Origin of the sequence: uncultured Castellaniella sp. (assembly GCF_937988725.1) — a bacterium.
Classification (GTDB): Bacteria; Pseudomonadota; Gammaproteobacteria; order Burkholderiales; family Burkholderiaceae_B; genus Castellaniella.
The window spans coordinates 1388036-1413842 of record NZ_CALKHS010000010.1 but is presented as its reverse complement, the minus strand read 5'-3'; the positions used below and the strand labels follow the sequence as shown (position 1 = coordinate 1413842).

General features: G+C 67.2%; 22 protein-coding genes. 9 read left to right on the top strand and 13 right to left on the bottom strand.

The annotated features are described in order from the left end of the window. The first annotated feature begins 33 nt into the window (after positions 1-33). The 3 genes from Q0263_RS17040 to Q0263_RS17030 are packed head-to-tail and all read left to right on the top strand — an operon-like array spanning position 34 to position 2615. Positions 34-513, top strand: coding sequence for a TRAP transporter small permease subunit (locus Q0263_RS17040; protein WP_298018966.1), 480 nt, complete (start codon positions 34-36; stop codon positions 511-513). Continuing rightward, positions 506-1831 carry a TRAP transporter large permease gene (locus Q0263_RS17035; protein ID WP_298018963.1) on the top strand — a complete coding sequence of 442 codons (1326 nt, stop codon included), beginning with the start codon at positions 506-508 and terminating at the stop codon, positions 1829-1831. The genes Q0263_RS17040 and Q0263_RS17035 overlap by 8 nt, the downstream gene beginning before the upstream one ends. Before the next feature lie 49 nt (positions 1832-1880). Then, a complete protein-coding gene (locus Q0263_RS17030) occupies positions 1881-2615 on the top strand; it encodes an enoyl-CoA hydratase/isomerase family protein (RefSeq protein ID WP_298018960.1) in 735 nt (244 codons plus the stop codon). Between the two features lie 21 nt (positions 2616-2636). On the opposite strand, the gene Q0263_RS17025 is transcribed toward Q0263_RS17030, so the two are convergent. The 4 genes from Q0263_RS17025 to Q0263_RS17010 form a co-directional block, all read right to left on the bottom strand. Beyond that, positions 2637-3119 carry a YajQ family cyclic di-GMP-binding protein gene (locus tag Q0263_RS17025; protein WP_298018957.1) on the bottom strand — a complete coding sequence of 161 codons (483 nt, stop codon included), beginning with the start codon at positions 3117-3119 and terminating at the stop codon, positions 2637-2639. A gap of 83 nt (positions 3120-3202) precedes the next feature. Continuing rightward, complete coding sequence (locus Q0263_RS17020; protein WP_298018954.1) at positions 3203-3523, bottom strand: AzlD domain-containing protein; 321 nt, start codon at positions 3521-3523, stop codon at positions 3203-3205. Next, the gene (locus Q0263_RS17015; protein ID WP_298018951.1) at positions 3520-4227 is read right to left on the bottom strand and encodes an AzlC family ABC transporter permease; all 708 of its coding nucleotides are present in this window, start codon (positions 4225-4227) and stop codon (positions 3520-3522) included. The genes Q0263_RS17020 and Q0263_RS17015 overlap by 4 nt, the downstream gene beginning before the upstream one ends. A 76-nt stretch (positions 4228-4303) precedes the next feature. Continuing rightward, positions 4304-5161 (bottom strand): EamA family transporter, encoded by an 858-nt coding sequence (locus Q0263_RS17010; RefSeq protein ID WP_298018948.1) that lies wholly within the window; start codon positions 5159-5161, stop codon positions 4304-4306. 146 nt (positions 5162-5307) lie between these two features. On the opposite strand from Q0263_RS17010, the gene Q0263_RS17005 reads away from it, so the two are divergent. Beyond that, the gene (locus Q0263_RS17005) at positions 5308-6501 is read left to right on the top strand and encodes a GGDEF domain-containing protein (protein WP_298018945.1); all 1194 of its coding nucleotides are present in this window, start codon (positions 5308-5310) and stop codon (positions 6499-6501) included. Here the strand turns inward: Q0263_RS17005 and Q0263_RS17000 are convergent. Both Q0263_RS17000 and Q0263_RS16995 read right to left on the bottom strand, forming a co-directional pair. Next, complete coding sequence (locus Q0263_RS17000) at positions 6442-7224, bottom strand: uracil-DNA glycosylase (RefSeq protein WP_298018942.1); 783 nt, start codon at positions 7222-7224, stop codon at positions 6442-6444. The genes Q0263_RS17005 and Q0263_RS17000 overlap by 60 nt on opposite strands. Beyond that, the gene (locus tag Q0263_RS16995) at positions 7221-8681 is read right to left on the bottom strand and encodes a PLP-dependent aminotransferase family protein (RefSeq protein WP_298018939.1); all 1461 of its coding nucleotides are present in this window, start codon (positions 8679-8681) and stop codon (positions 7221-7223) included. The genes Q0263_RS17000 and Q0263_RS16995 overlap by 4 nt, the downstream gene beginning before the upstream one ends. Before the next feature lie 116 nt (positions 8682-8797). Between Q0263_RS16995 and Q0263_RS16990 the strand changes: the two genes are divergently transcribed. Then, a complete protein-coding gene (locus Q0263_RS16990) occupies positions 8798-9691 on the top strand; it encodes a DMT family transporter (protein WP_298018937.1) in 894 nt (297 codons plus the stop codon). An 84-nt stretch (positions 9692-9775) separates the two neighbouring features. Here Q0263_RS16990 and Q0263_RS16985 read toward each other — a convergent pair whose 3' ends face one another. From Q0263_RS16985 to Q0263_RS16965, 5 genes are all read right to left on the bottom strand, one after another. Next, positions 9776-10519: an amino acid ABC transporter ATP-binding protein gene (locus Q0263_RS16985; RefSeq protein ID WP_298018935.1), complete on the bottom strand. Its 744-nt coding sequence runs from the start codon at positions 10517-10519 to the stop codon at positions 9776-9778. After that, a complete protein-coding gene (locus tag Q0263_RS16980) occupies positions 10516-11196 on the bottom strand; it encodes an amino acid ABC transporter permease (protein WP_298018932.1) in 681 nt (226 codons plus the stop codon). Before Q0263_RS16980 ends, Q0263_RS16985 begins: the two co-directional genes overlap by 4 nt. Positions 11197-11242: 46 nt before the next feature. Beyond that, complete coding sequence (locus Q0263_RS16975; protein ID WP_298018929.1) at positions 11243-12040, bottom strand: amino acid ABC transporter substrate-binding protein; 798 nt, start codon at positions 12038-12040, stop codon at positions 11243-11245. A gap of 159 nt (positions 12041-12199) precedes the next feature. Next, positions 12200-13702: an NCS1 family nucleobase:cation symporter-1 gene (locus Q0263_RS16970; protein ID WP_298018927.1), complete on the bottom strand. Its 1503-nt coding sequence runs from the start codon at positions 13700-13702 to the stop codon at positions 12200-12202. A 93-nt stretch (positions 13703-13795) separates the two neighbouring features. Then, positions 13796-14515 carry an aspartate/glutamate racemase family protein gene (locus tag Q0263_RS16965; RefSeq protein WP_298018925.1) on the bottom strand — a complete coding sequence of 240 codons (720 nt, stop codon included), beginning with the start codon at positions 14513-14515 and terminating at the stop codon, positions 13796-13798. Positions 14516-14745: 230 nt separating this feature from the next. Here Q0263_RS16965 and dctA point away from each other — a divergent pair, with 230 nt between their 5' ends. Both dctA and Q0263_RS16955 read left to right on the top strand, forming a co-directional pair. Further along, positions 14746-16050 (top strand): C4-dicarboxylate transporter DctA, encoded by a 1305-nt coding sequence (gene dctA, locus Q0263_RS16960; protein WP_298018923.1) that lies wholly within the window; start codon positions 14746-14748, stop codon positions 16048-16050. A gap of 2 nt (positions 16051-16052) precedes the next feature. Continuing rightward, positions 16053-16718: a GntR family transcriptional regulator gene (locus Q0263_RS16955; RefSeq protein WP_298018920.1), complete on the top strand. Its 666-nt coding sequence runs from the start codon at positions 16053-16055 to the stop codon at positions 16716-16718. A gap of 79 nt (positions 16719-16797) precedes the next feature. Here Q0263_RS16955 and Q0263_RS16950 read toward each other — a convergent pair whose 3' ends face one another. Beyond that, on the bottom strand, positions 16798-18351 hold the full coding sequence (locus Q0263_RS16950; protein WP_298018917.1) for an NCS1 family nucleobase:cation symporter-1: 1554 nt from the start codon (positions 18349-18351) through the stop codon (positions 16798-16800). A gap of 238 nt (positions 18352-18589) precedes the next feature. Here Q0263_RS16950 and Q0263_RS16945 point away from each other — a divergent pair, with 238 nt between their 5' ends. Beyond that, on the top strand, positions 18590-21442 hold the full coding sequence (locus Q0263_RS16945; protein ID WP_298018914.1) for an EAL domain-containing protein: 2853 nt from the start codon (positions 18590-18592) through the stop codon (positions 21440-21442). A 57-nt stretch (positions 21443-21499) separates the two neighbouring features. On the opposite strand, the gene ovoA is transcribed toward Q0263_RS16945, so the two are convergent. Beyond that, entirely contained in the window at positions 21500-23650 is a 2151-nt protein-coding gene (ovoA, locus tag Q0263_RS16940) for a 5-histidylcysteine sulfoxide synthase (protein WP_298018911.1), read from the bottom strand. Positions 23651-23793: 143 nt separating this feature from the next. On the opposite strand from ovoA, the gene Q0263_RS16935 reads away from it, so the two are divergent. Beyond that, positions 23794-25737, top strand: a complete 1944-nt coding sequence (locus tag Q0263_RS16935; RefSeq protein ID WP_298018909.1) for a diguanylate cyclase — start codon at positions 23794-23796, stop codon at positions 25735-25737. Positions 25738-25807 lie beyond the last annotated feature (70 nt).

Genomic DNA, 25807 nt, shown 5'->3' with positions numbered 1-25807 from the left:
CCGGAGGCTCCCGTGCGCACTTTGGAGACATGCATGGCCAGGGTCAATGCGACCCTGGCGATCCTGGCCGCCGTCCTGCTGGTCGCCGCGACCGTCATCATCACCTGGATGGTGTTCAAGCGCGGCATCGGCCTGCAGAGTTCCTGGGAACTGGAAACCGCGATCGAGCTGATGATCGGCGCGACGTTCCTGGCGTCGCCCTACACGCTGACCACGGGCGGGCACGTCAAGATGGACCTGCTGGACAGCCTGCTGTCGGGGCCGGCGGCCCGGTGGATGGCCGTGCTGCCCAGGGTCCTGGCCTGCGGGGTGTGCCTCTATCTGGGCTACGCGGGCCTGGAAATGACGATCCACGCCTATGTCACCGGCGAACGCGCCCTGGGCATCTGGCAGCCGCTGGTGTGGCCCAAGTATTCGACGGTCGCCATCGGCATGTCGCTGACGGCGCTGCAGTATGCCCTGGACATCGCGCGGGCGATCGGCGCGCGCCGGCGGGAGATCGACCATGTCTGAATTGCAAATCGGCTTCCTGCTGTTCGTCGCCACCTTCCTGGTGCTGTTCTCCGGCATTCCCATCGGTTTCGGGCTGGTCTTCATCTCCGTTGCCTTCCTGGCGATATTCGGCGACGGCGGCGCCCTGGCCACCGTGGCGAACGTCTTCGTCGGCGAGCTGTCCAGCTTCGCGCTGCTGACCATTCCCTTGTTCGTGCTGCTGGGCTGCACCATCGGGGCGTCGCGCGCGGGCAAGGACCTGTATGAATCTCTGCATCGCTGGCTGGTGCGCGTGCCGGGCGGACTGGTGATCGCCAACATCCTGGGGTGCGGGCTGTTCGCGGCCATGTGCGGGTCCAGTCCGGCCACCGCGGCGGCCATCGGCAAGATCGGCATTCCGGAAATGATCGAGCGCAAGGTGCCGCCGCGCCTGGCCACGGGGTCCATCGCGGCGGGCGGCACGCTGGGCATCCTGATTCCCCCGTCGCTGACGCTCATCGTGTACGGCATCGTGACGCATACGTCGATCGCCCGCCTGTTCCTGGCCGGCGTGGTGCCGGGGATCATGCTGGTCGTGCTGTTCGCCGTGTATGCCTGGCTCTCCAGCGTCCGCTATGACCGCATCGGCCGGGGCGGCGCGGCGGTGCGGGAACGCTATTCCTTCGGCGAAAAGCTCCGCGGGTCCGTCAAGTCGCTGCCTTTCCTGGCGATCATCGTGGCGGTGACGGTGTTCATGTACACCGGCTTCGCCACCCCGTCCGAGGTCGCCGCCGTGGCCGCCTTCATGGCGCTGGCCCTGGTCGTGTTCCTGTACCGCGCCTACCGGATGCGCGACATCTGGCCCATGATGCGCGACACGGTGCGCGAGTCCTGCATGATCCTCATGATCGTGGCCGGGGCCGCCGTGTATGCCTACATGATGTCCTATCTGTACATCACGCAGAGCCTGGCGGAATGGGTGTTCGGCTGGGGGCTCAGCGACTGGCAGCTGATCCTGCTGCTGAACGTCTTTCTGCTGGTCGCCGGTTTCTTCCTGCCGCCGGTGTCGGTCATCCTGATGAGCATGCCGGTCATCCTGCCGGTGCTGACGCAAAGCAACATCGATCTGGTCTGGTTCTCGATCATGATGACCATCAACCTGGAAATCGGCCTGATCCATCCGCCCCTGGGCCTGAACCTGTTCGTCATCCAGGGGGTGGCGCCCCAGGTCGCCTTGCGCGACATCATGCTGGGCGTGCTGCCTTTCGTCGCGATCATGCTGGCCTTCATCGTCGTGCTGGTCGTTTTTCCCGACCTCGTCACCTGGCTGCCGGACCGCCTGATGGGGCCCGGGCAGTGACCGCCCATCGGACGCCCGACCGCAACCACATTCGCAAGGAACTCGCATCATGCAGGATCAAGCCCCCGCGCTGGCATTCGAAGGAGACGTGGCCACACTGACCTTGCGCCGGGTCTCGCAGCACAATCGCATCGCGCCGGACGACTGCGCCGTGATCAGCGGCCATCTGCGCCGGGCGGCGGATCGGAACGGGATCCGCGCCCTGGTGCTCACCGGGGCGGGCGAGAAGACCTTCAGTTCCGGCTATACCCTGGGCGCGATCCGCGACCAGTTGGACAGCCGCTTCGAAGACATGCTGGATGAACTGGAAGCCTTTCCCCTGCCGACGATCTGCGCCCTGAACGGCAGCGTGTACGGCGGGGCGACGGATCTCGCCCTGTGCTGCGACTTTCGCATCGGCGTGGCCGGCAGCCGGTTCCTGATGCCGGCGTCGCGGATCGGGCTGCACTACTATCCGGGCGGGATCCGCCGGTACGTGACGGTGCTGGGGCTGGCGGCGGCGAAGAAGCTGTTCCTGACGGGCCAGGCCATACACGACCGGGAGATGCTGCGCATCGGCTTTCTGCACGAACTGGTGGATCCCGGGGATCTGATGGCCGCCGTCGAACGCTATGTGGAAGGCATCCGCGCCTGCGAACCGGCCGTGCTCAGGTCGATGAAGGCCGACCTGATGCAGGTCGCGGCCGGACGCTGGGACGAGGCCGGCCTGCGGGCGCACTACGAAGCGTCGCTGCGCTCGGACGCCCTGGCGTCGCGGCTGGACGCCCTGGCTGGAAAATCCTGACAGCCGGGGCCCCGCCGCGCTTCAATCGCGGAAATTCTGGTATTGCAGCGGCAGTTCCACGTCGGTCTTGCGCAGCAGGGCGATGACCTGCTGCAGATCGTCGCGCTTCTTGCCGGAGACGCGCAGCTTGTCGCCGTTGATCTGGGTTTCGACCTTCAGCTTGGCCTGCTTGATGGCGGCGATCAGTTTCTTGGCGGTGGCCTGCTCGATGCCCTGGCGGACCGTGACCTTCTGGCGGGCGCCGCCCAGGTTTTCCAGCGGGTCGGCTACGTCCAGGCAGCGCACGTCGATGCCGCGCGCCGACAGGCGGCCGCGCAGGATGTCCAGCATCTGGCCCAGCTGGAAGGCGCTGGGGGCCGACTGGTTGATCACGTAGCCGTCCAGTTCGAAGCGGGCGTCGGCGCCCTTGAAATCGAAGCGGGTCGCCAGCTCGCGGCTGGCCTGGTCGACGGCATTGGTCAGTTCGTGTTTATCGACTTCGGAAACAACATCAAAGCTGGGCATGGCGACATCCTGGAGCTGGAAAGCGATGTCTCATTGTAGAGGGTGCCGGCCGGGTGCCGGCCGGGCGGGGCTCCGGGGCGGATCTACAGCGCGCGCAGCGCCATGTAGGCCGCCGTCCCGGCGACGATGCTCAGCAGAGTCTGGCGGGTGCGCCACTGCAGCAGCGCGACGAGCGCCACGGCGAAGATCTCCTGCCACGGCCCGTAAGGGTTGCCGCGCGCCTGGCCGGCCACGGTGTCGACCAGCAGCAGCACCATGATGGACAGCGGCAAGGTGTCGCCCAGCTTGTGCACCAGCGGATGGCGGCGCAGCCAGTGCCCGCCGATGAAGGGCAGCGCCCGCAGGCCCGCGGTGATGGCGGCCATGACGCCGATGACGGTCAGGACGTAACCGGTATCGGTCATGATGCGTCCTGCCTGCTTGAAGCTGCCGGGGGAGCCGCCCGTGCGGGGCGCAGGGCCGCCGCCAGCAGGCTCAGGGCGATGGCCAGCGCCAGCGCCTGAGCGGGCAGCGCCAGCAGCGCCGCAGCGTAGGCGGCCAGGGCGATCCAGATGGGCAGCACGTCGCGTCGCGCCCGCCATTGTTCGACGGCCAGCACGGCGAACAGGGCGGCCAGCACGAAATCCAGCCCCGTCAGGCCGATCTGGACCTGGGCGCCCAGCGCGACCCCCAGCACCGTCCCCAGCACCCACCAGCCCTGGTTCAGGGCGCAGACCAGCGCCAGGCGCCGGGCGCGGGCCTGGGCGGGCAGGGCGGTCAGCACGGAATAGCTTTCGTCGGTCAGGGCGAAGATGCCGTACCAGCGCTGCCAGCGGGAGGCCGGCATGTGGTTCAGCAGAGAGAGCCCGTAGAACACGTGGCGCAGGTTCAGCACCAGGGTGGCCAGGGCGATGGCGCCGACGGGCAGCCCGGCCGCCAGCATGGGCACCATCATGAATTGCGCGGCGCCCGCGTAGATCAGCAGGCTGGAGGCGATGGCCAGCCAGGCGTCGCCGCCCGCCTGGACGAACAGGAAACCGAAGACCGCGCCCAGCGGGATGTAGCCCATGGCGACCGGCGCGGTGAGGCTGGGGATGGAAAGCGAGGCGGACGTGGAAGACTGTGGCATGAAGGGCGTCGTGGCGGCCTGCGCCGCTGCGCAGGTCCGCTCATTATACGAATCGAAAACCCGCGTCCGGGGCCGCTCAGGCCAGGCGCAGCAGCGCGGCCCCCAGCACCAGGATGCCGGCGCCCAGCAGGCGCTGGCGCGTCAGCTTCTCGTGCAGCACCAGCCCCGAAATCAGCATGCCGAACAGGATGGACGTTTCCCGCAGCGCGGCCACGACGGGAATGGGCGCCAGGGTCATGGCCCAGAGGGCAGTGCCGTACGAGATCAGCGATCCCGCCCCGCCCAGCAGGCCGGATCCCCAGCGGGCCGGCAGCGCGCGCAGCAGGCCGGGGCCGCGCGCGGACAGGCCCAGGCCAACCATGACCAGCCCCTGCGTGACGAATATCCACAGGGTATAGGCGGCGGGCGCCTGGGACAGCCGCACGCCGAAGCCGTCCACCAGGGTGTAGCTGGCGATGACAGCGGCGTTCAGCAGGGCCAGTTTCAAGCCGCCCGCGCCGGCCGCCTGCTGCGTCAGGCGGCGCGCGGGCAGGCCGATGCAGAGAATGCCGGCGCAGATGGCAAGGATGCCGCCCAGCGCCCAGGGTCCCAGGTCTTCGTGCAGGAACAGCACGGACACCGTGGCGACCAGCAGCGGCGCGGTGCCGCGCATGACGGGGTAGCCGACGCTCATGTCGGTCACCTTGTAGACGCGGGCCACCAGCCGCATGTAGCTCACCTGCAACACCAGCGACGTCAGGAGGAAGGGCCAGCTGGCGGCGTCGGGCTGCGGCAGCCAGGGCAATATGCAGACGGCCAGGATGCCGGACCAGGCCGTGATGTTAATGGCGCTCAGCCAGGTGTCGTCGCTGCCTTTGACCAGGGCGTTCCAGACCGCGTGCATCAGGGCGCCGGCCAGGACGGCGGCGTAGACCAGGTCAAAGTGGATGTTCATGGGGGAAATGTGGCTGGGATGTGCTCAAGCCCTATATCATAGTGACTTGATACAGATTGTGAGTGTTGGCGTGTGACGCTTTGCCGTGACTTGCCTGCAATTCTTGAAAGGGCGAGTCTCTGATGGTGAATTTCGATCCGCGGACTATGCTGGTTGTCGCGGCCTTCGTCCTGTTTCTGACCGGCGGCCTGACCTTCCTGGCCGCGTTCCAGGTGAAGCGCGACCGGACCCTGCTGTGGACGGCTGCGGGGATGTGGCTGGCGTGCCTGGGGTTCCTGCTGGGCGTGACGCGCGGGCATGCGGATCTGCTGGTCTTGTCCGTCATCTTCGCCAACATGCTCATGATCACCGGGCACGCCTGCCTGTGGACCAGCTTGCGCGTCTTCGCCGGCCGGCCCGTGTCCTGGCGCTGGCTGGCGGCCGGGGCCGCCGTCTGGCTGATGCTGGCCCAGTGGCCCAGGTTCATGGCCGATGCCGATCTGCGCGTGGCGATCTATTCGGTCCTGTGTCTGGGCTACATCGGCGCGGCGCTGACGGAAATCTGGGCCGAATGGCGGCAGTACCCCAGGGCGGCGTCTCCCCTGATGGCGTTCCTGATCATCCATGGCCTGTTCTATGCGTACCGGATTCCGCCGGCGCCTCCTAAGCAGGTCGTGTGGCAGCACTGGCCGGATTTCGCGCTCGTCATGTTCGAGGGCCTGTTCTTCGCGATCTGCCTGTCCTTCGGCGTTCTGATGATGGTGCGGGCGCGGGCCGAGCAGAATTACCGCCATGCCGCCTTGCATGACGCCCTGACAGGCCTGCCCAATCGCAGGGCGCTGTTCGAGCGGGGCCAGGCCCTGCTGGCGCAGGCGCGCGCGTCGGGGGCCGATATCGCCGTGCTGATGTGCGATCTGGACTGGTTCAAGCAGGTCAACGACCGCTTCGGCCATGAAGCCGGCGACCGTGTGCTGGTGTGCTTCGCCCAGGTCCTGCGGCAGGTGGCCGGCGAGCAGACCCTGCATGCCCGCCTGGGCGGCGAGGAATTCGTCGTCGTGGCCGCCAACCTGGGGCCCCTGGGGGCGCAGGCCCTGGCGGCTCGTCTGCGCAGCCACCTGTCCGCTCAGGCCGGCGTCCTGCCCTGCCGGCTGACGGTCAGTGTCGGCGTCGCCTGCTCGCGCCACGTCGGCTACGACCTGGACCGTCTGCTGGCGCGGGCCGACCAGGCCCTGTATGCGGCCAAGACCGCGGGGCGCGACTGCATCCGCGTGTGGCCGGCGGCCGGAACGGAATCCGGATCTTCAGCCGCCATATCCCGCAGCGGCCGCAGGGGACTTGGCGAGCATCCAGTCGATGCCTGATTCCCCCTGGGACTGCAGCCATTCGTTGGCCTGCCGGAAATGGCCGCAACCGATGAAGGGGCGCGGCGGGCGCAGGGCCGACAAAGGCGACGGGTGATTGGACATCAGCACCTGGACGGGGCCCGCGGGGGCCTGCAGTTCCAGCAGCTGGCGGCGGGCCTGGGCGTGCGAACCCCACAACAGCAGCACCTTGGGGCGCGGTTCGCGCAGCACCCGCATGATCAGGGCGTCCGTGATGTGCTCCCAGCCTTTCTTCGCGTGGGACGCGGGCTGGTGCGCCTCCACCGTCAGCGATGTGTTCAGCAGCAGCGTTCCTTGCCGCGCCCAGCGCACCAGGCTGTTGCGCGGCGGCTGGTCGGGCGTCCCGTATTCCAGGGACAGTTCCTTGAACATGTTGCGCAGGCTGGGCGGCGTGGGACAGAAGTCCGGCACGGAGAAGGCCAGGCCCTGGGCCTGGTTGGGGCCGTGGTAGGGGTCCTGCCCCACGATGACCACCTGCACGGCTTCCGGAGGAACTTCGATCAGGGCGCGAAACGGCCGCAGGGGAAAGATCTGCGCGCCGGCCGCCAGCCGTTCGGCCAGCATGGCGTCCAGCCGCGCCAGGATGCCCTGCAGGTGCGGGGTTTCCAGCGTGGAGCGCCAGGCGGGCGGCAGGGCTTCGACCTGCGCGCGCAGGGTGCCCGTGAAAGCGTTGAGGACTTCGGTGGAATGCGGATCGTTCATGGTCGATATGGCCGTGGCATGAAAGAAGGAGGTTCGGCGATGTCCGCAGTATGCGCCATGCGCCCGGCCTGATCCATCAGGGCCGTCAGCAGGCCGGGCAGGCGGGGGTCGTCCATCTGCGACACATTGAAGCGCAGCATGTCGGCCGCGGTCTGGGACCGGCTGAAGACGTTGCCGGGCGCCAGGACCAGGCCCTGCTGCAGGCCCAGCGACGCCAGCCGGGTGCCGTCCAGGCCGTCGGGCAGGCGGCACCACAGGAACATGCCGCCGGGCGGCACGTGCCAGGGCTCCAGCCCCAGGCCTTGCAGCAGCGGCGCGGCGCGGCCCATGGCCTGGGCCAGGCGCTGGCGCAGCAGGCCGATGTGGCGGGGCCAGGCGGGGTCGCGCAGCACGTGGCTGACGATGGCCTGGGTCAGCCACGCGCCGGAGAAAGTCGTGGCCGTGCGCAGATCGGCCAGCGCGTCGATCCAGTCCGCGCGCACCACCAGGTAGCCGCAGCGCAGGCTGGCCGACAGCGTCTTGGAGAAGCTGCCGATCTGGATCACGCGGTCCAGCCCGTCCAGGCCGGCCAGATGCGCGGACGGCGCCGGTTCGAAGGCGCTGAAGATGTCGTCTTCCACCAGGATCAGGTCATGGGCCCGGGCCAGCTCCAGGATCCGCTGCGCCTTGTGGCGCGACAGGCTGGCGCCGGTGGGGTTGTGCAGGCCGGAATTGGTCAGGTACAGCCGGGGCCGGTGCTGGCTCAGTGTGTGCTGGAAGCTGTCCATGTCCGGGCCGTCCGGCTGGTAGGGGACGCTGACGATGCGGGCCTGGTGGGCGCGCAGCAGGGCCAGGAAGTTGTAATAGCAGGGATCGTCCACCAGGACGGTGTCTCCCGGGCGGATCAGGAAGCGGCACAGCAGATCGATGGCCTGGGTGCCCGAATCCGTCACCAGCACCTGCCGGGGATCCGCCGCCTGGCCGCGCTGCGACAGTTGCTGCGCGATGGCGGTCCGCAGCGCGGGCAGGCCCAGGGCGGCCGCGTAGTCCGTCAGCAGCGCGTCCGGTTCCCGCGCGGCCTGCCGCAAGGCGTTGCGGATGAGCTGCGTGGGCATCCAGTCGGCGGGCAGCCAGCCGCAGCCGGGCTTCAGCGCCTGGGCGCCCATGTCCAGCGACTGCCGGGCGACCCAGAGCGGATCGACCTGCCGGTCCAGGCGCGGGCCGATTTCCGCCAGCGACAGAGGCGCCAGCGGGCCGGCGACGTAGAAGCCCGATCCGGCCTGCGGGCGGATCGCGCCGTTGGCCACCAGCCGTTCGTAGGCTTCGACGACTGTGGATTTGGACACCCCCTGGTGGCGGGCCATGGACCGCAGGGACGGCAGGCGCGTGCCGGGCTGCCATTCGCGGGCCGCGATGCGCTGGCGCACATATTGCACGACGTGGGCGGTGCGGCCGGGCTTGGCGGTGGGAAGGGGCATGTCGGATAAAACCAGTACAGTTCCGCGATACTGTACCAGACTGTATCTGGCGAGGACAAGGCGCGGCCGGCATAGTGTCCGCTCGGTGGACACACATTGAAGAAGCGGGACGTTTCATGCAGGCAAGCACACGGGGATGGATCAACGGCGCGATCGGCGTGGCGATTTTCAGCGGTTCGCTGCCGGCCACGCGGGTGGCGGTGCTGGGGCTGGACCCCCTGTTCGTCACGGCGGGGCGCTCCGCCCTGGCTGGGCTGCTGGCGCTGGCCCTGATCCTGGCCGGACGCGACCGGCGTCCCGCCGGCGCCGAATGGCGCACGCTCGTCCTGGTGGCGCTGGGCGTGGTGCTCGGCTTTCCGTTGTGCACCGCGCTGGCGCTGCGCACCATCACCTCGGCGCACTCGCTGGTCTTCATCGGCTTGCTGCCGCTGGCGACGGCTCTCTTTGGCACCTGGCTGGGCAACGAGCGCCCGTCCCGCGCCTTCTGGGCGTTCGCCGTGCTGGGCGCCGCGTCCGTGGCGGGATTCGCCTTCAGCCAGGACGGCTCCGGGTCCCTGGGCGCCGACGCCCTGATGATGGCGGCGGTGCTGTCGTGCGGCTACGGCTACGCCGAGGGCGGGCGCCTGGCCCGCAGCCTGGGGGGCTGGCAGGTGATCTGCTGGGTGCTGGTCCTGTCATTGCCGCTCAGCCTGCCGCTGATGGCGCTGCTGTGGCCGGCCGATGCGGCGGGAGTGTCCCTGTCCGCCTGGCTGGGCCTGGCCTACGTCGCCATCTTCAGCATGCTGGTGGGATTCATCTTCTGGTATCGGGGGCTGGCCCTGGGCGGCATCGCGGCCGTGGGCCAGCTGCAGCTGCTGCAGCCCTTCCTGGGCCTGCTGCTGTCGGCCTGGCTGCTGGGCGAATCCGTCACGACGACGATGATCGCCGTCACCGCCTTCGTGGTGGCCTGCGTGGCGGGCGCCAAATACACGGCGGCGGCTCCGGCGCCCGCGACGGGGGCGTCTTCCTGACCCGCCGGTTCGCGTTCGTCGCGGATCGCGCGATCCTGACGGCCGCGCGGCGCCGGACGCCGATGGCGCATCGGACGATGCGGTTCAGCCCTGCAGCGTGACCACGAAGCGCTGCGTCCTGGGGTCCTTCGGGTGCTGGAACAGGTCTTGCGACGGCCCCGACTCGACGACGGCGCCGTCTTCCAGGAATACCGTCTGCCGGGCGATCTGGGCGGCCAGCCGCAGGTCGTGGGTGGCCATCAGCATGGTCATGCCTTCATGGGCCAGGGCGCCCAGCACGGCCACGACTTCCGCCGCCAGTCCCGGATCCAGGGCGGACGTCGGTTCGTCGCACAGCAGCACGCGCGGTTCGGGCGCCAGGGCGCGGGCGATGGCCACGCGTTGCTGCTGCCCGCCCGACAGGCTGGCGGGCCAGGCATCGGCCTTGTCGCGCAGGCCGACCTTGGTCAGCAATTCGCAGGCGCGCGCATAGGCCCGGTCGCGCGACCAGCGCTTGACGGTGATCAGGCCTTCCATCACGTTCTGGATGGCCGTCTGGTGCGGAAACAGCTGGAAGTTCTGGAACACCATGCCGGTCTGCTGGCGGATGCGCTGCACGGCGGGCCGGTCCGGGTGCTGTCCGGGCTGGAAGCGGATGGTTTCCGCGCCGATGGCGAGCGCGCCTTCGTCAGGCGTTTCCAGCAGGTTCACGCAGCGCAGCAGCGTGCTCTTGCCGCTGCCCGACGGGCCGATCAGCGCCGTGACCTGGCCTTCGGGGATGGCGACGCTGACGGTCTTCAGGACTTCGTGTCCGCCGAAGGATTTGCGGATGCCTTGCAGCTGGATCATCGCTGGCCCTCGGAAAAGATGGCGTGCTGGCCGAAATGGCGTTCCAGGCGCGTCTGCGCGGCCGACAGGAAAGTGCACAGCACCAGATAGATCAGGGCGGCTTCCGTGTACAGGATCAGCGGTTCGTAGGTGACGGACGCGATGCGCTGCGCCGCCTGGAAGATTTCCGGCACCGTGATGACGGCCGCCAGGGACGTGTCCTTGACCAGCGCGATGAAGGAATTGGACAGCGGCGGCACGGCCACCCGGGCGGCCTGCGGCAGGATCGTGCGGCGCAGCGCCTGGGCGCGGGTCATGCTCAGGGAATAGGCGGCGTCCCACTGGCCCCGGGGAATGGCTTCGATGGCCCCCCGGATGACTTCCGCGTTGTAGGCGCCGACGTTCAGCGAGAAGCCGATCAGCGCGGCCGGTAGCGGATCCAGGACGAAGCCGATGCTGGGCAGGCCGTAGAAGATCACGAAGAGCTGCACCAGCAGGGGCGTGCCCCGGATCAGCCAGATGTAGAAGCGCACCAGGGCGACCAGCGGCGCGGGTCCGAACAGCCGCGCGATGGCCGCCAGGAACGCCAGCGCCAGCCCTATCAGGAAGGACAGGATCGCCAGCGGCACGGTGAATTGAATCCCCCCGACCAGCAGCGGCCAGAGGGAATTTGCCATCAGATGCAACCAGTCCGGCACGTTCGGGAGCTCCTTGCAGATCGTGTCGCAGTATAGAACACCGGTCCTACTTCACCCGGGAAGACAGGTCGGCGCCGAAGTAGCGTTCCGAGATGGCCTTGTACGTGCCGTCGGCTCGGATCGCGTCCAGCGCCTTGTCCACGGCGGCCTTCAGGGCCGGCTGATCCTTGCGCAGCAGCACGCCCGACTGGCTGAATTCCGTGCTGGTGTCCGTGGCCACGACCTTGACCTTGGCGGCGGGCTGCTGCTTCTTGAAGTCCAGGAAGGACAGTTCGTCGTTGACCGTGGCGTCCACGCGGCCGGAGGTCAGCAGCGCGATGGCGTCGTTGAAGCCCTGCACCGGCACGACTTCCGCTCCGTGTTGCTGGGCCAGCTTGCCGAAATTGCTGGTGATGGTGTTGGCCGAGCGCTTGCCCTTCAGGTCTTTGAAGGCATGGATCGAGGTGTTGTCGTCCCGCACGATCAGGGCGGCGGCGGAGGAAATGTACGGCTTGGAGAAATCGTACTTGGCCTGGCGTTCCGGCGTGATGCCGACCTGGTTGATGACCGCGTCGTAGCGGTTGACGTTCAGCCCGGCGATCAGGCCGTCCCATTTGCCCTCGACGAATTCCGCCTTGACGCCCAGTTGCTTGGCGATGGCGCGGCCGATGTCCACGTCAAAACCGACCAGCGCGTTGTCCTTGCGGTCGTGGAAGGAGAACGGGGCGTAGGTGCCCTCGGTGCCGATACGGATGACGCCGGCCTTCTGGATGGCGGCCAGATCGTCGGTCGCCGCCTGGGCGGCGGGCGCCGCCGATAGCAGGGGCAGGGCGAAAGCCAGGACGAGCGCGGAAAGTTTTTTCATGAACAGGCCTCGATAGTAGAAACCCCGCCGCCCGGAAGGATGGGACGGCGGGGGTTTAATCAGTGCCGTTATATCAACGGCATTCCTTATGGGTTTTAATTCTATCCAGGCCGATTGGCCGCTGCAAAGCTTTTCAGTCTTTAAGCATATGGCAAGGGGTTATTTGAGTTCTTCGGCGGGCAGGACCACGACCCGGTTGTTGGCGAACAGGTAGTAGAGGATGCCGGCCAGCGGCGCGCCGATGAACCAGCCGAAGTCCTTGATTTCGGAGAAGGCCGGCAGCAGCGCCACGCTCAGCGACACGATGGCCGACGGAATCAGGGCGTACAGGGCGTAGCGGCTGACCCCCTTGTTGAAGTAGTAGATCGATTCCGGCTTGGGCAGGTACATGTGGCGGATGCTGAATTTCTGCTTGCGGACCAGGTAGTAGTCCACGGCCAGGATGCCGAAGAAGGGGCCGAGCAGGGCGCCCAGGCTGCCCAGGAAGTAGCCCACGATCACCGGGTTGTTGAAGTAGTTCCAGGGGGTGACGATGATCGAGACGATGGCGGTGATCAGGCCGCCCGTGCGGAAGCTGATCCGGCGCGGGTTGATGTTGGAAATGTCGAAGGCCGCCGAGACGAAATTGGCCACGATGTTGACGCCGATGGTGGCGAAGACGAAGGCCGTCGTGAAGACGTAGAACATGACGGAATTGTCCACGTGTTCCAGCAGGATGCCGGGGTCCTTGATCTGGCTGATGTCGGCGTTCAGGACCTGCGCGGCGGCGGCCGTCGTCACCACGGAGGTGATGGCGAAGGCCGTCCAGTTGATCGGCAGGCCCCAGGCGCAGCCCGCCACGATGGATTTCCGGTCGGGGGAATACCGGGCGAAGTCCGAGAAGTTCAGCATCAGGGTCGCCAGCGTCCCGACGGTCTGCGCCATGGTGATCATGATGTTGCGCATCTGCGCGTCACCCGAGACCTTGGTGCCGTTGGGGCCGGTGAACCAGTCGAACGACCAGTTCGCCTTGGACAGGAAGTAGAACATCAGGACCAGCATGACGACCCAGATCACGGGGCCGGCCAGGCCCTGGAAGTGGCGGACGGCCTCCATGCCCTTGCGCACGATGACCAGCTGGATGATGGAGAGCGCCAGGAAGCAGATCCAGCCGCCGAGGGACAGGTTCAGGAAGCTGGCGGACGTGTCCAGGCTGAGTTCCCGGAAGCCCGGGATGGCCCGGGACAGCAGGGCGTTCAGGGCGATGGAGGCCAGGTAGGTCTGCACGCCGTACCAGGCGATGGCCACGATGCCCCGCACGACGGCCGGGATGTTGGCGCCCCAGATCCCCCAGGTGATGCGGCTGATGACCGGGTAGGGGGTGCCGGTGGCCTGGCCCATGAAACCCGACAGGCAGCAGCCGGCCAGGATGATCAGGGAGCCCAGGAAGATGCCCAGGGTGATGTCGAAGGCCGACATGCCCAGGCCGACGAACAGGCCGGCCGCCCAGGTGTAGTTCCCGGCGTTGTGGGCGTCGTTCATCCACAGGGAAAAGAGCTGGTAGCCGTTCCATTTGCGGTGGGTCGGGTGGGCCGGGGCGAGGTCCTCGTTATAGAGCCGGCCGGTGGGATCCTGCGCGGCCAGTTCCTCGTTGGAGACGGTGTGTGCGATTTGCTGGGACATGGTGGCGTTCTCGCTGGTTTGTCCGGTCCGAGGGGGAGGCGGTCCGGGTTTTCGAATGGGCGGGCCCGCTTCGGCCGGGCGCCGCCCAGGAAATCATGGAAGGGGCCAGCCGGCGATCTTCTTGGGACGCGCCGGCGCGTAGGTGCGGATCTTGGAGGTGCTCAGCTTCATGCGCACGAGCCCTTCGGCCAGCGTGACGGCGGACGCGACCCCGTCGACGACCGGGGCGCCGGTCGCGGCCGCGACGGCCTCGTCCAGGCCGGCCATGCCGCCGCAACCCAGGCAGATGACTTCCACGCCATGGTTCGCGACGATGTCCTTCGCCTTGGCGACGATGGCCGCCACGGTCCGGTCATGATCTTCTTCGAGTTCCAGCACGCTCATGCCGCTGGCGACGACGGCGGCGCAGCGGCGGTCCAGGCCCGCCAGCAGCAGTCGGTCTTCGATGAGCGGGACGGTGCGGTCCAGCGTGGTGACCACGCCGAATTTGTGGCCCAGCAGGCCGGCCATGACGGCCGCCGCTTCCGTGATGTCCACGACCGGCACGTCCAGCGCTTCCTGCAGGCCTTCGCGGCCATGCTCGCCGAATCCGGCCTGGATCACGGCGTCGAAGGGGTGCGGATATTTCAGGACCTGGTCGAGCACGCCGATGGCGGCGAGATAGCTTTCCACGTTGCCTTCGCAGGAGTCGGCGCCGAAGGTCGGCGTCAGGCCGACGATCTCGGTTCCGGGGGATGCGGCGGCCCGGGCCGAGGCCGCGATCGAGGCCGTCATGGAGGCCGTGGTATTGACGTTGACGACGAGAATGCGCATTGCTGTTCCTGAGTGAGAAGAGTCGGTCTTTTCGCGGAAGGCAGCCGGGCTTGCCGAGTCGTGTCGGCCATACACCCGTAACTTAGGCCGGTTCAGCGAAAGATGCCAGAAATTTCAATTGACATTTCACTATATATTCAAGTTGATATTTTTCGTATAATATATCCGCATAAAACCAGAGAAAACATGGGACTTACCCTGCATCCCCATTCGCGACAAGGAGCGAGACAATGAAGAAGTTCTGCGGTTCATTATTCGGGCAGGTGGTCATCGCCCTCATCCTCGGGATCGGCGTCGGGGTCTTCTGGCCCGACTTCGCCGTGTCGCTGAAACCGTTCGGCGACGGCTTCATCAAGCTGATCAAGATGATCATCGCCCCGCTGGTGTTCTGCGTGGTGGTGCACGGCATCTGCGGGACCAGCGACATCCGCAAGGTGGGTCGCGTGGGGGTCAAGGCGCTGGTCTACTTCGAGGTCGTGACGACCTTCGCCCTGGCGCTGGGGATCGCGCTGGCCTATCTGTTCACGCCGGGACACGGCATGCACGTGGATCCCAGTTCGCTGGATGCCAGCGCGCTGTCCGCCTACACGTCCAGGGTCGGCGGCGCGACGGACACGGTCGGGTTCCTGATGCGCATCATCCCCACAACCTTCGTGGATGCCTTCGCGTCGGGCGACATCCTGCAGGTCCTGCTGATCTCCATCCTGTTCGGCGTGGCGGTGGCGCTGATGGGCGAACGGGGCAAGCCGGTGGCGAAGCTGGTCGACGGCCTGTCCCACGTTTTCTTCAAGATCATCGGCTTCATCGTCAAGCTGGCGCCGCTGGGCGTGCTGGGCGCCATCGCCTTCACGGTGGGCAAGTACGGCGTGGGCACCCTGGGGTCGCTGGGCCTGCTGGTGGCGCTGTTCTACGTCACCTGCTTTATCTTCGTGCTGGTCGTGCTGGGCATCATCCTGCGCCTGGCGGGCTTCAACATCTTCAAGCTGCTGCGCTACCTGCGTGAAGAGCTGCTGGTGGTCCTGGGCACGGCCTCGTCCGATGCCGTGCTGCCGCAGGTCATGCGCAAGCTGGAACTGATGGGGGTCCGGGGCTCGACGGTCGGCCTGGTGGTGCCCACCGGGTATTCCTTCAACCTGGACGGTTTTTCCATCTATCTGACCCTGGCGGCCATCTTCATCGCCCAGGCGACCGACACGCCGCTCGAATTCTCGCACCTGCTGCTGATCCTGGGCGTGTCCCTGCTGACCTCCAAGGGGGCCCATGGCGTGCCGGGCTCGGCGATCGTCATCCTGGCCGCGACCCTCAGCGTCATTCCGGACATTCCCGCCATCGGCCTGGTGCTGGTGCTGTCCGTCGACTGGTTCATGGGCATGGCGCGCGCGCTGACGAACATGATCGGCAATTGCGTCGGGACGGTGGTGGTCGGGGCCTGGGAAGGCGACGTGGACCGCCAGCGCGCCCGCGACGTGCTGGACGGCCGCATCCAGGTCGACTTGAGCGACGAGGCGGCGAACGCCGCCGCGGAGGGCGTCTGACCATGACGGACATGCTGCTTGCCGATCAGGCCTTCGGGGCATTGAAGGGCTTGCTGTTCGACGGGGCCGTGCGCGCGGGCCAGATGGTGTCGATCGCCGAACTGGTCGAGCGGTCCGGCTTTCCCCTGGCGCCGGTGCGCGAGGCCGTCAAGCGCGCCGAGGTGGTCGGCCTGGTGCAGATCCTGCCCAAGCGCGGGGTGCTGGTCATCGAACCGACGCCGGATACGATCCAGGCCTGCTTCCATCTGCGCTGCCTGATGGATCAGGAAGGCGCCCGGGTGCTGGCGGCCCGGGCGGGGCGGGACGGGCTGGACGCCTTGCGCGACGAGCACGCGGAAGTCCGCCTCCAGGCCGGCCGGGGCATCACCCCGGAACTGCAGCGGCGGGCGATGGAGGTCGACTGGAAGCTGCATCTGGCCATGGCCGGCGCCCTGGGCAATCCCCTGGCGGCCCGCGTCTATGCCAGCAATCATGACCGCATCACCGTGCTGCAGCTGTCGCGCCGCCTGCTGCCGGAACGCATCATTCCGGCGATGGACGAACATCTGCAGATCCTGGATGCCATCCTGCAGGGGCGGGAAGACGCCGCCATGCTGGCGGTCCGCCAGCATCTGGCGGGCACACTGCGCTGGTGGGGCGTGGACCTGCCGGAACTCTCGGCGGTCTGAAGCTCCGGCGCGCAGGCGGCATGAAAACGGCGATGGCCTCCTGGCGGGGCCATTGCCGTTTTCGCGGGCGCGGGGAAGGTCAGGCGGCGCGCGCGTAGGGATGCTTCATGGCGGGGAGTCTGCAGAGCGCCAGATAGACGCCCGCGCCGATGATGACGCCGAAGAACCAGCCGTAGATGCCCCACCAGGACGGCAGCCAGTCGGTCAGGTGGGGCAGGATGCTGGAGAACAGCCCGCCGATCACCGTGGCGATCACGGCGGCGATGTTCCAGCCCTTGTGGAACTGATAGCGGCCGTTTTCCCGATACAGGTCGGCGACGTCGATCCGGCCTTTCGCGATCAGGTAGTAGTCTGCCACGATGATGCCCAGCAGCGGTCCCATGACCGCGCCGATGGCGCCCACGAAGGTCGCGGCGTTGCCGTCCCACGGAGAGAACGGATACAGGCACAGGGCGATCACCGCGGTGATGTAGCCGCCGCCCTTGAAGCTGATCTTGTGGGGAAATGCGTTGGAAATGTCGAAGGCCGGGGAGACGAAGTTGGCGACCACGTTGATGCCCAGCGTCGCCACGGCGAAGGTGAGGGCGGCCAGCAGGGCCAGGAACCAGCTGTCGAACTTGGCGGAGATCTGTTCCGGGTGCAGCAGGACTTCGCCGTACACCTGGAAGGCGGCGATGGTGGTGACGCCGGCCACCAGCGAGAACAGGATCAGGTTGATCGGCAGTCCCCAGACATTGCCCTTGCGCACCACGGACTTGTCCGGGGCGTAGCGGGCGAAGTCGCAGAAGTTCAGGTACAGCGCGGCGAAATAGGTGATCCAGGTGGCGGCGACGGCCATCAGGGCCGAGAGCGAACCGGGCTCTCCGGGCACCCCCGCGTCGCGGGTCTTTTCCAGCAGGACGTCCAGGGGGATTCCGTGCTCCAGGGAGAAGCCGCCGGCCTTGATCGTCAGGCCCACCGCCAGCACCAGCATGGCGATCCAGACGGCGGGGCCCGCCCAGTCCTGGAACCGGCGCACGGTTTCCATGCCGTTCTGGATGATCAGCAGCTGCAGGGCCCAGACCACGACGAAGCAGATCACTTCCAGGCCGGAGTGGCCGAACAGATGCGTCGTCTGGTGGAAGTGCATCAGCGCCTCGTTGCGCGTCAGCAGGGCGACGATGGCCCAGGACGCGGCGGCCGTCTGCGCGCCGTACCAGAAGCAGGCCACCACCGCCCGCACCAGCGCCGGCAGGTTGGCTCCCCAGACGCCGAACGACGCCCGGGCCAGCACGGGGTAGGGCACGCCGGTCTTGACGCCGGCATAGCCCAGCATGTTCATGATCGCGAAGATGACCAGGGAGCCCAGGCCGATCGCCAGCAGGAAATTGACGAAGCTGCCGCACAGCAGGAACAGGCTGGCGGCCAGGTAGTAGCCCCACAGGCTGTGCACATCCGAGGTCCAGACGTTGAAGATGCTGAAGGCGCCCCAGTTGCGTTCCCTGGCGGGGGCCAGGTCTTCGTTGTAGAGGCCGCGGCAGACGTCCGTGTTCAGCTCCGGGCTCCAGCACGTGGGGGATGCGTCTTGCGGCGGCGCGGCGGAAGGCGCGAGAGGGCCGGCTTCGCCGTTCGGGTGTTCGCTTGCGATTGCCATGGGAGTCTCCGATTTTGAAATGCTATCTAACATTTCATGTTATATGTCAGATGGGATACGACGAATCATAAAACTGAATATCGGGTTCATGACCTGGGAATTTCCCTGATGCATGGATCCGGCCGGATTTCCATGGTTCAATCGTGGTCGCCCGGCGCGCCGGACGCCAGGGAAACGAGCGGCTTGCCACTGGCGAGAGCTCCCCGGTACATTGGCGCATGACCTACAAGTAGCCGATATGTGGATACACCCCAGCTATCAGGCGGATGCGCGCCGCGCCATCCGTTCTGTCAGTGTATTGATGGTGCTGCTGATTCTGGTCAGCGGCCTGGCGTTCCCTGCGCCGTTTCATCAGATCGCCGCGTATCTGCCGTTGCACAACCTGGCCGAAGCCGTCTCCATCCTGATGGCCTCGCTGATTTTCGCGGTGCTCTGGACCAGCCGCCACGAAGCCCTGCCCGGCAATCTGGTCCTGCTGGGCAGCGCCTTCCTGGGGGTGGCGCTACTGGATTTCCTGCACTTGCTGGCCTATCCGGGCATGCCGGATTTCATCACGCCCAACGACGAGGGGAAGGCGATCTACTTCTGGTTGCTGGCGCGCCTGTTCGGTGCGGCGGGCCTGCTGGCGGTCGCCGCCCTGGCCTGGAAGGGGCGCGCCATCCGCGTGCCCCTGTGGCTGCAGGTGACCTGCGTGGTCGCGCTGGTGGCGGGCCTTACGGCGCTGTATTTCCGATGGCCGGACAAAATACCGCAGACCTTCGTCCCCGGCCGGGGGCTGACCACCTTCAAGATCCTCGCGGAATACGGCCTCATCGCCCTGTACCTGGTGGCGGCGCTGCTGCTCTGGCTGCGCATGCGACGCCCCCGGCGCTACAACATCGGCGACCTGTTCGTCTCGGCCTGCGTGATGGCGCAAGGCGAATTCTTCCTGACCTTGTACTCCGGGGTGACGGACATCTACATGCTGTTCGGCCACCTCTACAAGGTCATCGCCTACGTCTTCCTGTACCGGGCCGCCTTCGTCGAGGCGGTGCGGCACCCCTATGCGCTGCTGCAGGATTCCCAGGACAAGCTGCAGGCGACGCTGGACGCCATGCCGGATCTGGTCTTCGACATGGACATCGAAGGACGCTATCTCTCGGTCCATACCAGCCGGCCTTCGGATCTGTCCGCCCCCGCGGACCAGCTGCTGGGCCGCGCCGTGGGCGACGTCCTGTCGCCCAGGGCCGCCCGGATCGTGCTGGGCGCCCTGCAGGAAGCCGCCGCGAGGGGCCAGTCCCGGGGAAAGCTCATCACGCTCGACGACGTGGATGGCAAGCCGCGCGAATTCGAGCTTTCCGTCGCCCGCAAGTCCATGCCGCCGGGGCACCCGCCCCAGTTCGTGGTGGTCTCGCGCGATGTCACGGCCCGGCTGAAGAACGAACAGGCCTTGCGCACGCTGTCCACCGCCGTGGTGCAAAGCCCCGTCTCGATCATCATCACCGACCGGCATGCGCGGGTCGAGTTCGTCAACGAAGCCTTCACGCGCATCAGCGGCTATGCGGCTTCCGAGGTCCTCGGGCGCAATCTGCGCCGCCTGAAGCCGGCCCGCACGCCCGCCACCACGTTCCGGTCCATGTGGGCGCAGCTGGCGCAGGGCAAGGCGTGGCGCGGCGAATGGAACAATCTCAGCAAGAGCGGCCGGGAATACACCGAGTCCGTGCTGATCTACCCGGTGCGCGACGCCCAGGGGCGGGTCACCAACTATCTGGCCCACAACGAGGACGTCACGGAAAAGCGTCAGGCGGCCGAACGCATCCGGCGGCTGTCGCAGTTCGATCAGCTCACCGGCCTGCCCAATCGCAACCAGCTGCGCGAGCAGTGCCGCGACGCCATGGAGCGCGGCGGCCGGCTGGCCGCCCTGTGGATGGACCTGGATCATTTCAAGGCCGTCAACGATTCGCTGGGTCATCACATGGGCGACGCGCTGTTGCAGGAAATGGCGCAGCGCCTGCGGTCCCGGCTGCCGGGCGCGGCCTTCCTGTCCCGGTATTCGGGGGACGACTTCGTCGCCGTGCTGCCCGGCGCCACCCGGCAGCAGGCGCAGGCGCGGGCGCGCGACCTGCTGCAGGCGGTGGCCTTGCCGCTGCGGCTGGCCGATCAGGACATCTTCAGTTCCGTCACGATCGGCGTGGCGCTGTATCCCGACGACGCGGCCGAATTCGATACTCTGCTGAAAAGCGCGGAAACCGCCATGTACCGCGCAAAGAGCGACGGGCGCCGCCGGGTCGGGATGTTCACGCCCGAAATGCAGGCTCACGTCAGCCGCGAACTGATGCTGAGCAATGCGCTCAAGCAGGCCTTGTCCAATCGCGAACTGTTCCTGGCCTACCAGCCGCAGCTGGCCCTCAAGGACGGCGCCATCCTGGGCGCCGAGGCGCTGCTGCGCTGGGAGTCCCCGCAATGGGGGCGCGTGCCGCCGTCCGAATTCATTCCCATCGCCGAGGCCAACGGCCTGATCGTCCCCATCGGCGAATGGGTGCTGCGCACCGCGATGCGGCAGTTGCGCCAGTGGCTGGACCAGGGGCTGCCTTTGCTGCGCATCGCCGTGAACCTGTCGGCCGTGCAGTTCAACCAGCCGGACCTGCCGGGCCGGATCAAGGGGATCCTGGCCGATGCCAACGTGCCGGCCAGCCTGCTGGAACTGGAACTGACGGAAGCCGTGGCCATGAAGGCGCCCGAGGCGGCGGCGCGGCGCATGGAAGAGCTGTCGCGCGCCGGGGTCCAGTTTGCCATCGACGACTTCGGCACCGGGTATTCGTCGCTCAGTTACCTGAAGCGCTTCAATCTGCACAAGCTGAAGATCGACCAGTCCTTCGTCCGCGACATCAACGTCGATCCGGACGACCAGGCCATCGCCATGGCCGTCATCCAGCTGTCGCGCAGCCTGGGCCTGCGCACCATCGCCGAAGGCGTCGAAACTTTCGAACAGCAGGAATTCCTGAAGGCCAACGGCTGCGAGGAGGCGCAGGGCTATTACTACAGCCGGCCGCTGACGGCGGCGGCCTTCGCCGCCTTCGTGCGGGAACGCCGGTCGAGGCTGGCGTCCTGAAGCGCCGCCCCCATCCGTCGTCGGGATGTGGGCGGCGGGGCGGGGCGGGACGGGCGGCTAGCGCCTTTCCCAGATCGTCATTTCCGACAGCGTGTGCTGGAACTTGCGCCGGGTCTCGCGGATCACGAAGGGCACGTCGGTGGGGCCGGACACCAGCCGGAAATGGGCGCCCAGGTGATCCCGCAGGCCATCCAGGGTGGTGTAGTTCTCGGCGTCCTTCTTGAACCCGCCGATCCAGGCCTGGCGCGGCGTGTGTTCTTCCAGCCAGGTATAGGGCGAGGCGATCACCAGCAGGCCGCCGGAGACGATGCGCTCGTGGATCTGGTCCAGGAAGCGGGCCGGATCGTACAGCCGGTCGATCAGATTGGCCGCCAGGACCAGGTCGTACCGGCTGAACTGGGGTTTCAGATTGCAGGCGTCGCCCTGGTAGAACTCGACCCGGGAGACCGTGTCCTGCAGATCCAGGTCGGCCAGGCTGCGGGCCTTGTAGGACACCAGATCGCCTTCGTCGGCCAGGGTGTAGCGCAGCTGGCCGGTCTGGATCAGCTGCACGCCCTGGTTGATGAAGCGCGCCGAGAAGTCCACCCCCGTGACCTGATCGAAGGCGCGGGCCAGTTCGAAGGTCGCGCGCCCCGATGCGCAGCCCAGGTCCAGGGCGCGGCGGCGCGGGCGTTCGCCCATGGCGGCGATGGCATGCCGGGCCAGCGCCTGCGAGAAGTTCGGCACGTCGAAGTAGGTGTCGCCGTAGTGGAACTCGGCGTATTCCGACATCAGCTTGTCGGTTTCGTAGTAGGCGGCGGGGGCTTCGGCCGGCGCATGGGAAATCACGTAGCGGAACCCCGCGTGCTGGAAGAAGTGCCGCCGGAAGGCGTAGCGCGAGGCGCGCACGGCTTCGTTGCCGCAGGCGATCCAGGACCCGCCTTTCATCAGGTTGTGCCGGCCGTCGAAGGTCGGCGTGGTGAAATCGTCGTAGATCGGGTGGACATCGAAACCGTTGAACGGGTAGGTGGGGGTTTCCGTCCATTGCCAGACGTTGCCCACCACGTCGAACCAGTCGCCGTGGGCATGGCGGTCGACCGGGCAGGACGAAGCCCCGTGATCCAGGTGCAGGTTGGCGGCGCAGGGCTGGTCGTCGGGATCGCGCAGGCCGGCGGCATCGTACAGGCGGTACCACTCGTCCTCGGTGGGCAGGCGCACCGGCTGGCCGGTCTCGGCGGCCTTCCAGTTGCAGAAGGCCTTGGCTTCCAGGTAGTTGACTTCCACCGGCCAGGACCAGGGCATCGGAATTTCGCCGGTCATCAGGCGCAGCGCCCAGCCCTGGGTCTTTTTCACCCAGAACGTGGGGTGTTCGGCCTGGCTGAAGGCCAGCCATTGGCGGCCTTCCTCGGTCCAGTCGCGATGGTTGCGGTAGCCGCCCGCCTCGACGAAGGCCAGGAATTCCTGGTTGCTGACCAGGTAGCGGCTGGCCTGGAAGGATTCGATTTCGGCGGTGTGGCTGCCGTATTCGTTGTCCCATCCGTATTGGGGATCGGTGTAGGCCTTGCCCACCCGGACCGTCCCGCCGGGCACGCGGACCGGCTCGTTGTCCGGAGCGGCGGCGCCCGCATCGGACTGGGGTTCCCAGCCGGCGGCCGGCCGCACGTACTTCAGGGCGTGCTGGCGGATCAGGACGGAGGAGGTTTCCAGGTGGATGCGTTCGTGCTCGATCCCCATGATGATGGCCCACCAGGGGTTCTGCCAGTCGATGGGGGACTGCAGCGGCGCGTGGTCGATCAGATCACAGACCAGCTGGCGCACCTTGTTGCGGTAGGCCTGGACTTCGGCGACGGTCGGCCAGTCGTAGTTCCGTTCGTCCAGGTCGTCCCAGCTCATTTCATCCACGCCGACGGCGAAGATCGACTCCAGGCGCTGGTCCAGGCGCTGGTCGATCATGCGGGTCAGCAGCAGCTTGTTGACGAAGAACGTGGCGGTGTGGCCGAAATAGAAGATCAGCGGGTGGCGCAGCGCAATGGGCTTGACGAAATAGGCCTCGTCGTTGGCCAGGCACTGGAACAGCGATTCGTAGCGATCGCTGGTTTCCAGGAAGTACTGGCGCAGCGATGCCCGCAGTCGGTCCGTGTCCGGCTCGGCCAGATTCGGCGTGCGCATGAATCGCGTCGGCCGCAGGGGGGCCGGGGCGGAAGAGAGCGGAGTGGCGGTGGAAGGCATGGAAATGTCCGGACAGAATGAAGGCGCATGAACACTTTAGGCTAACACGGCGGCCCAAAAAGTCGCGTGACCTTGTTGCTTCACATGCATAATGTACTGATGCAGCATAACCCTGATACGTTTCGTGGGGGGCCCGAAGGGGCATGGAATGTCGGCATGGGCGGAAGGTCATCCGGAAGACATGCGCGTCGCAAGTCAGCGGACGCGCGGACCTGGCATGGCTGATCGCGCGGGCGCTGCTGGGCGTCTGGCTGCTGTGCGCCGGCCCGGCCGCCGTGGCGTCGCCGCCCCTGAGCGCCCTGTGCCCGACCCGGACCCTGTCGGTGCTGCAGCCGGACATCCCGTCGCTGGCCGATGTCTGTTTCGTGCAGGATGACCGGCAGGCGCTGGGGCCGGAGGAAGTGCTCAGCGGCCGCTGGCCCGTCCAGCGCCGCAATGCCGATCGGCTGGTGTTCACTCATACCCGGGCGGCGTACTGGGTGTACGTGCCGCTGCGCAATCCCGATTCGGTCGGACGCGCCTGGTTCCTGCGGCTGGACTACCCCCTGCTCGATGAGGTGGACTTCTGGGTCTACGACCTGGATCCCGCCCGCGCCGGCGCCGCGCCCGTCCTGCTGAAGACGGAACACATGGGGGACGCGCGGCCCTTCGGGGTCCGCCCGGTGCGCCATCGCCTGTTCCTGCTGCCGCTGGATTTCAGACCGGGGCAGTCCCTGGGGGTGGTGATCCGGGTGCGCAGCAGCGGCGCCATCAACATTCCCCTGTCGCTGCGCACGGCGGCATCCGCCCTGTCCAGCACGCAGAATCACAGCCTGGCGGAAGGGATGTTCATGGGGGCGATGGGCTTGCTGGCCATCTTCAACCTGGCCCTGTTCCTGCGCCTGCGCATCCCGCAATCCCTGTACAACGCGGCATACATCCTGTGCGCGGGCCTGTTCCTGGCTTCGATGTCGGGGCTCAGCTTCCAGTATCTGTGGCCGGACTCCCCCTGGCTGGCCAATATGGCGGTTCCTCTGACGGAGGTGCTGGCGGTGCTCAGCCTGCTGCTGTTCACGCGGGCGTTCCTGGGCATTCACGCCAGCCGCCGGCCGCGCCATGCGCGGCTGATCCGGATCCTGTTCGGCATCGGCGTGGCGCTGTTCGCGGCCAGTTTCCTGGCGCCGTATTCGCTCATCATCAAGGTCGATACCGTGTATGCCCTGGTCAGCATGCTGTGCATGTTCGGCATCGGGGCGCGGCATGCGCAGGCGGGCGACCGCGCCGCCGTCTGGTATGTCGCCTCCTGGCTGATCTTTTATGCAGGCTTCCTGTTCTACGGCCTGGCCGCCTTCGGCTACGCGCCCGGCTTCATGGCCCAGGAACGCTGGATGCAGACGGCGCTGGGCAGCCAGATCTTTCTGCTGACCTATGCCGAAGTCATGCAGGTGCGCGATCTGCTGGACCGCGCCCTGCGGATCGAATCGGCGGCCCGCAGTTCCCTGCAGAACGAGGTCCAGGCGCGCACCGCCGATCTGCGGACCGCCATGGGGGCTCTGCAGCAGGCCAACCAGCAACTGCGCGAGCTGACCCTGCACGATCCCCTGACCGGCCTGCTGAACCGGCGCGGCCTGGACGAATCCCTGGAGCAGGCGCTGGCGCGGGCGGCGGAGCGTCCGGATTCGGCGGAACCCCGCATGGCGCTGGCCGTCTTCGACCTGGACCGTTTCAAGCGTGTCAATGACGATTATGGCCATGATGCGGGCGATCATGTCCTGAAATGGGTGGCCGAAGTCCTGCGCAATCTGCTGCGGCGCCGGTCCGACGTGCTGGCCCGGTTCGGCGGAGAGGAATTCGTCGTCCTCCTGTCCGGCACGGCGGCGCGGGATGCCGCTGCGCTGGTCGAGCGGGTGCTGGATCACGTGCGCCGGCATCCGGTGGACCTGGATGACGGCCGGCGCCTGTCGCTGACGCTCAGCGCGGGCGCCGCGGCCTGGCGGCCGGGGGACACGGCCCAGTCCCTGTTCCGGCGGGCCGACGCCTGCCTGTATCGCGCCAAGGACGCCGGGCGCGACCGCCTGGTGATGGATGGGGACGGTCTTCCGGCCTGAGTCGGGGGGAAATCCGGTCGCGTGGGATATAAGCATATGCCGCCGGGCCGGGGATACTTGTGAAACCGGA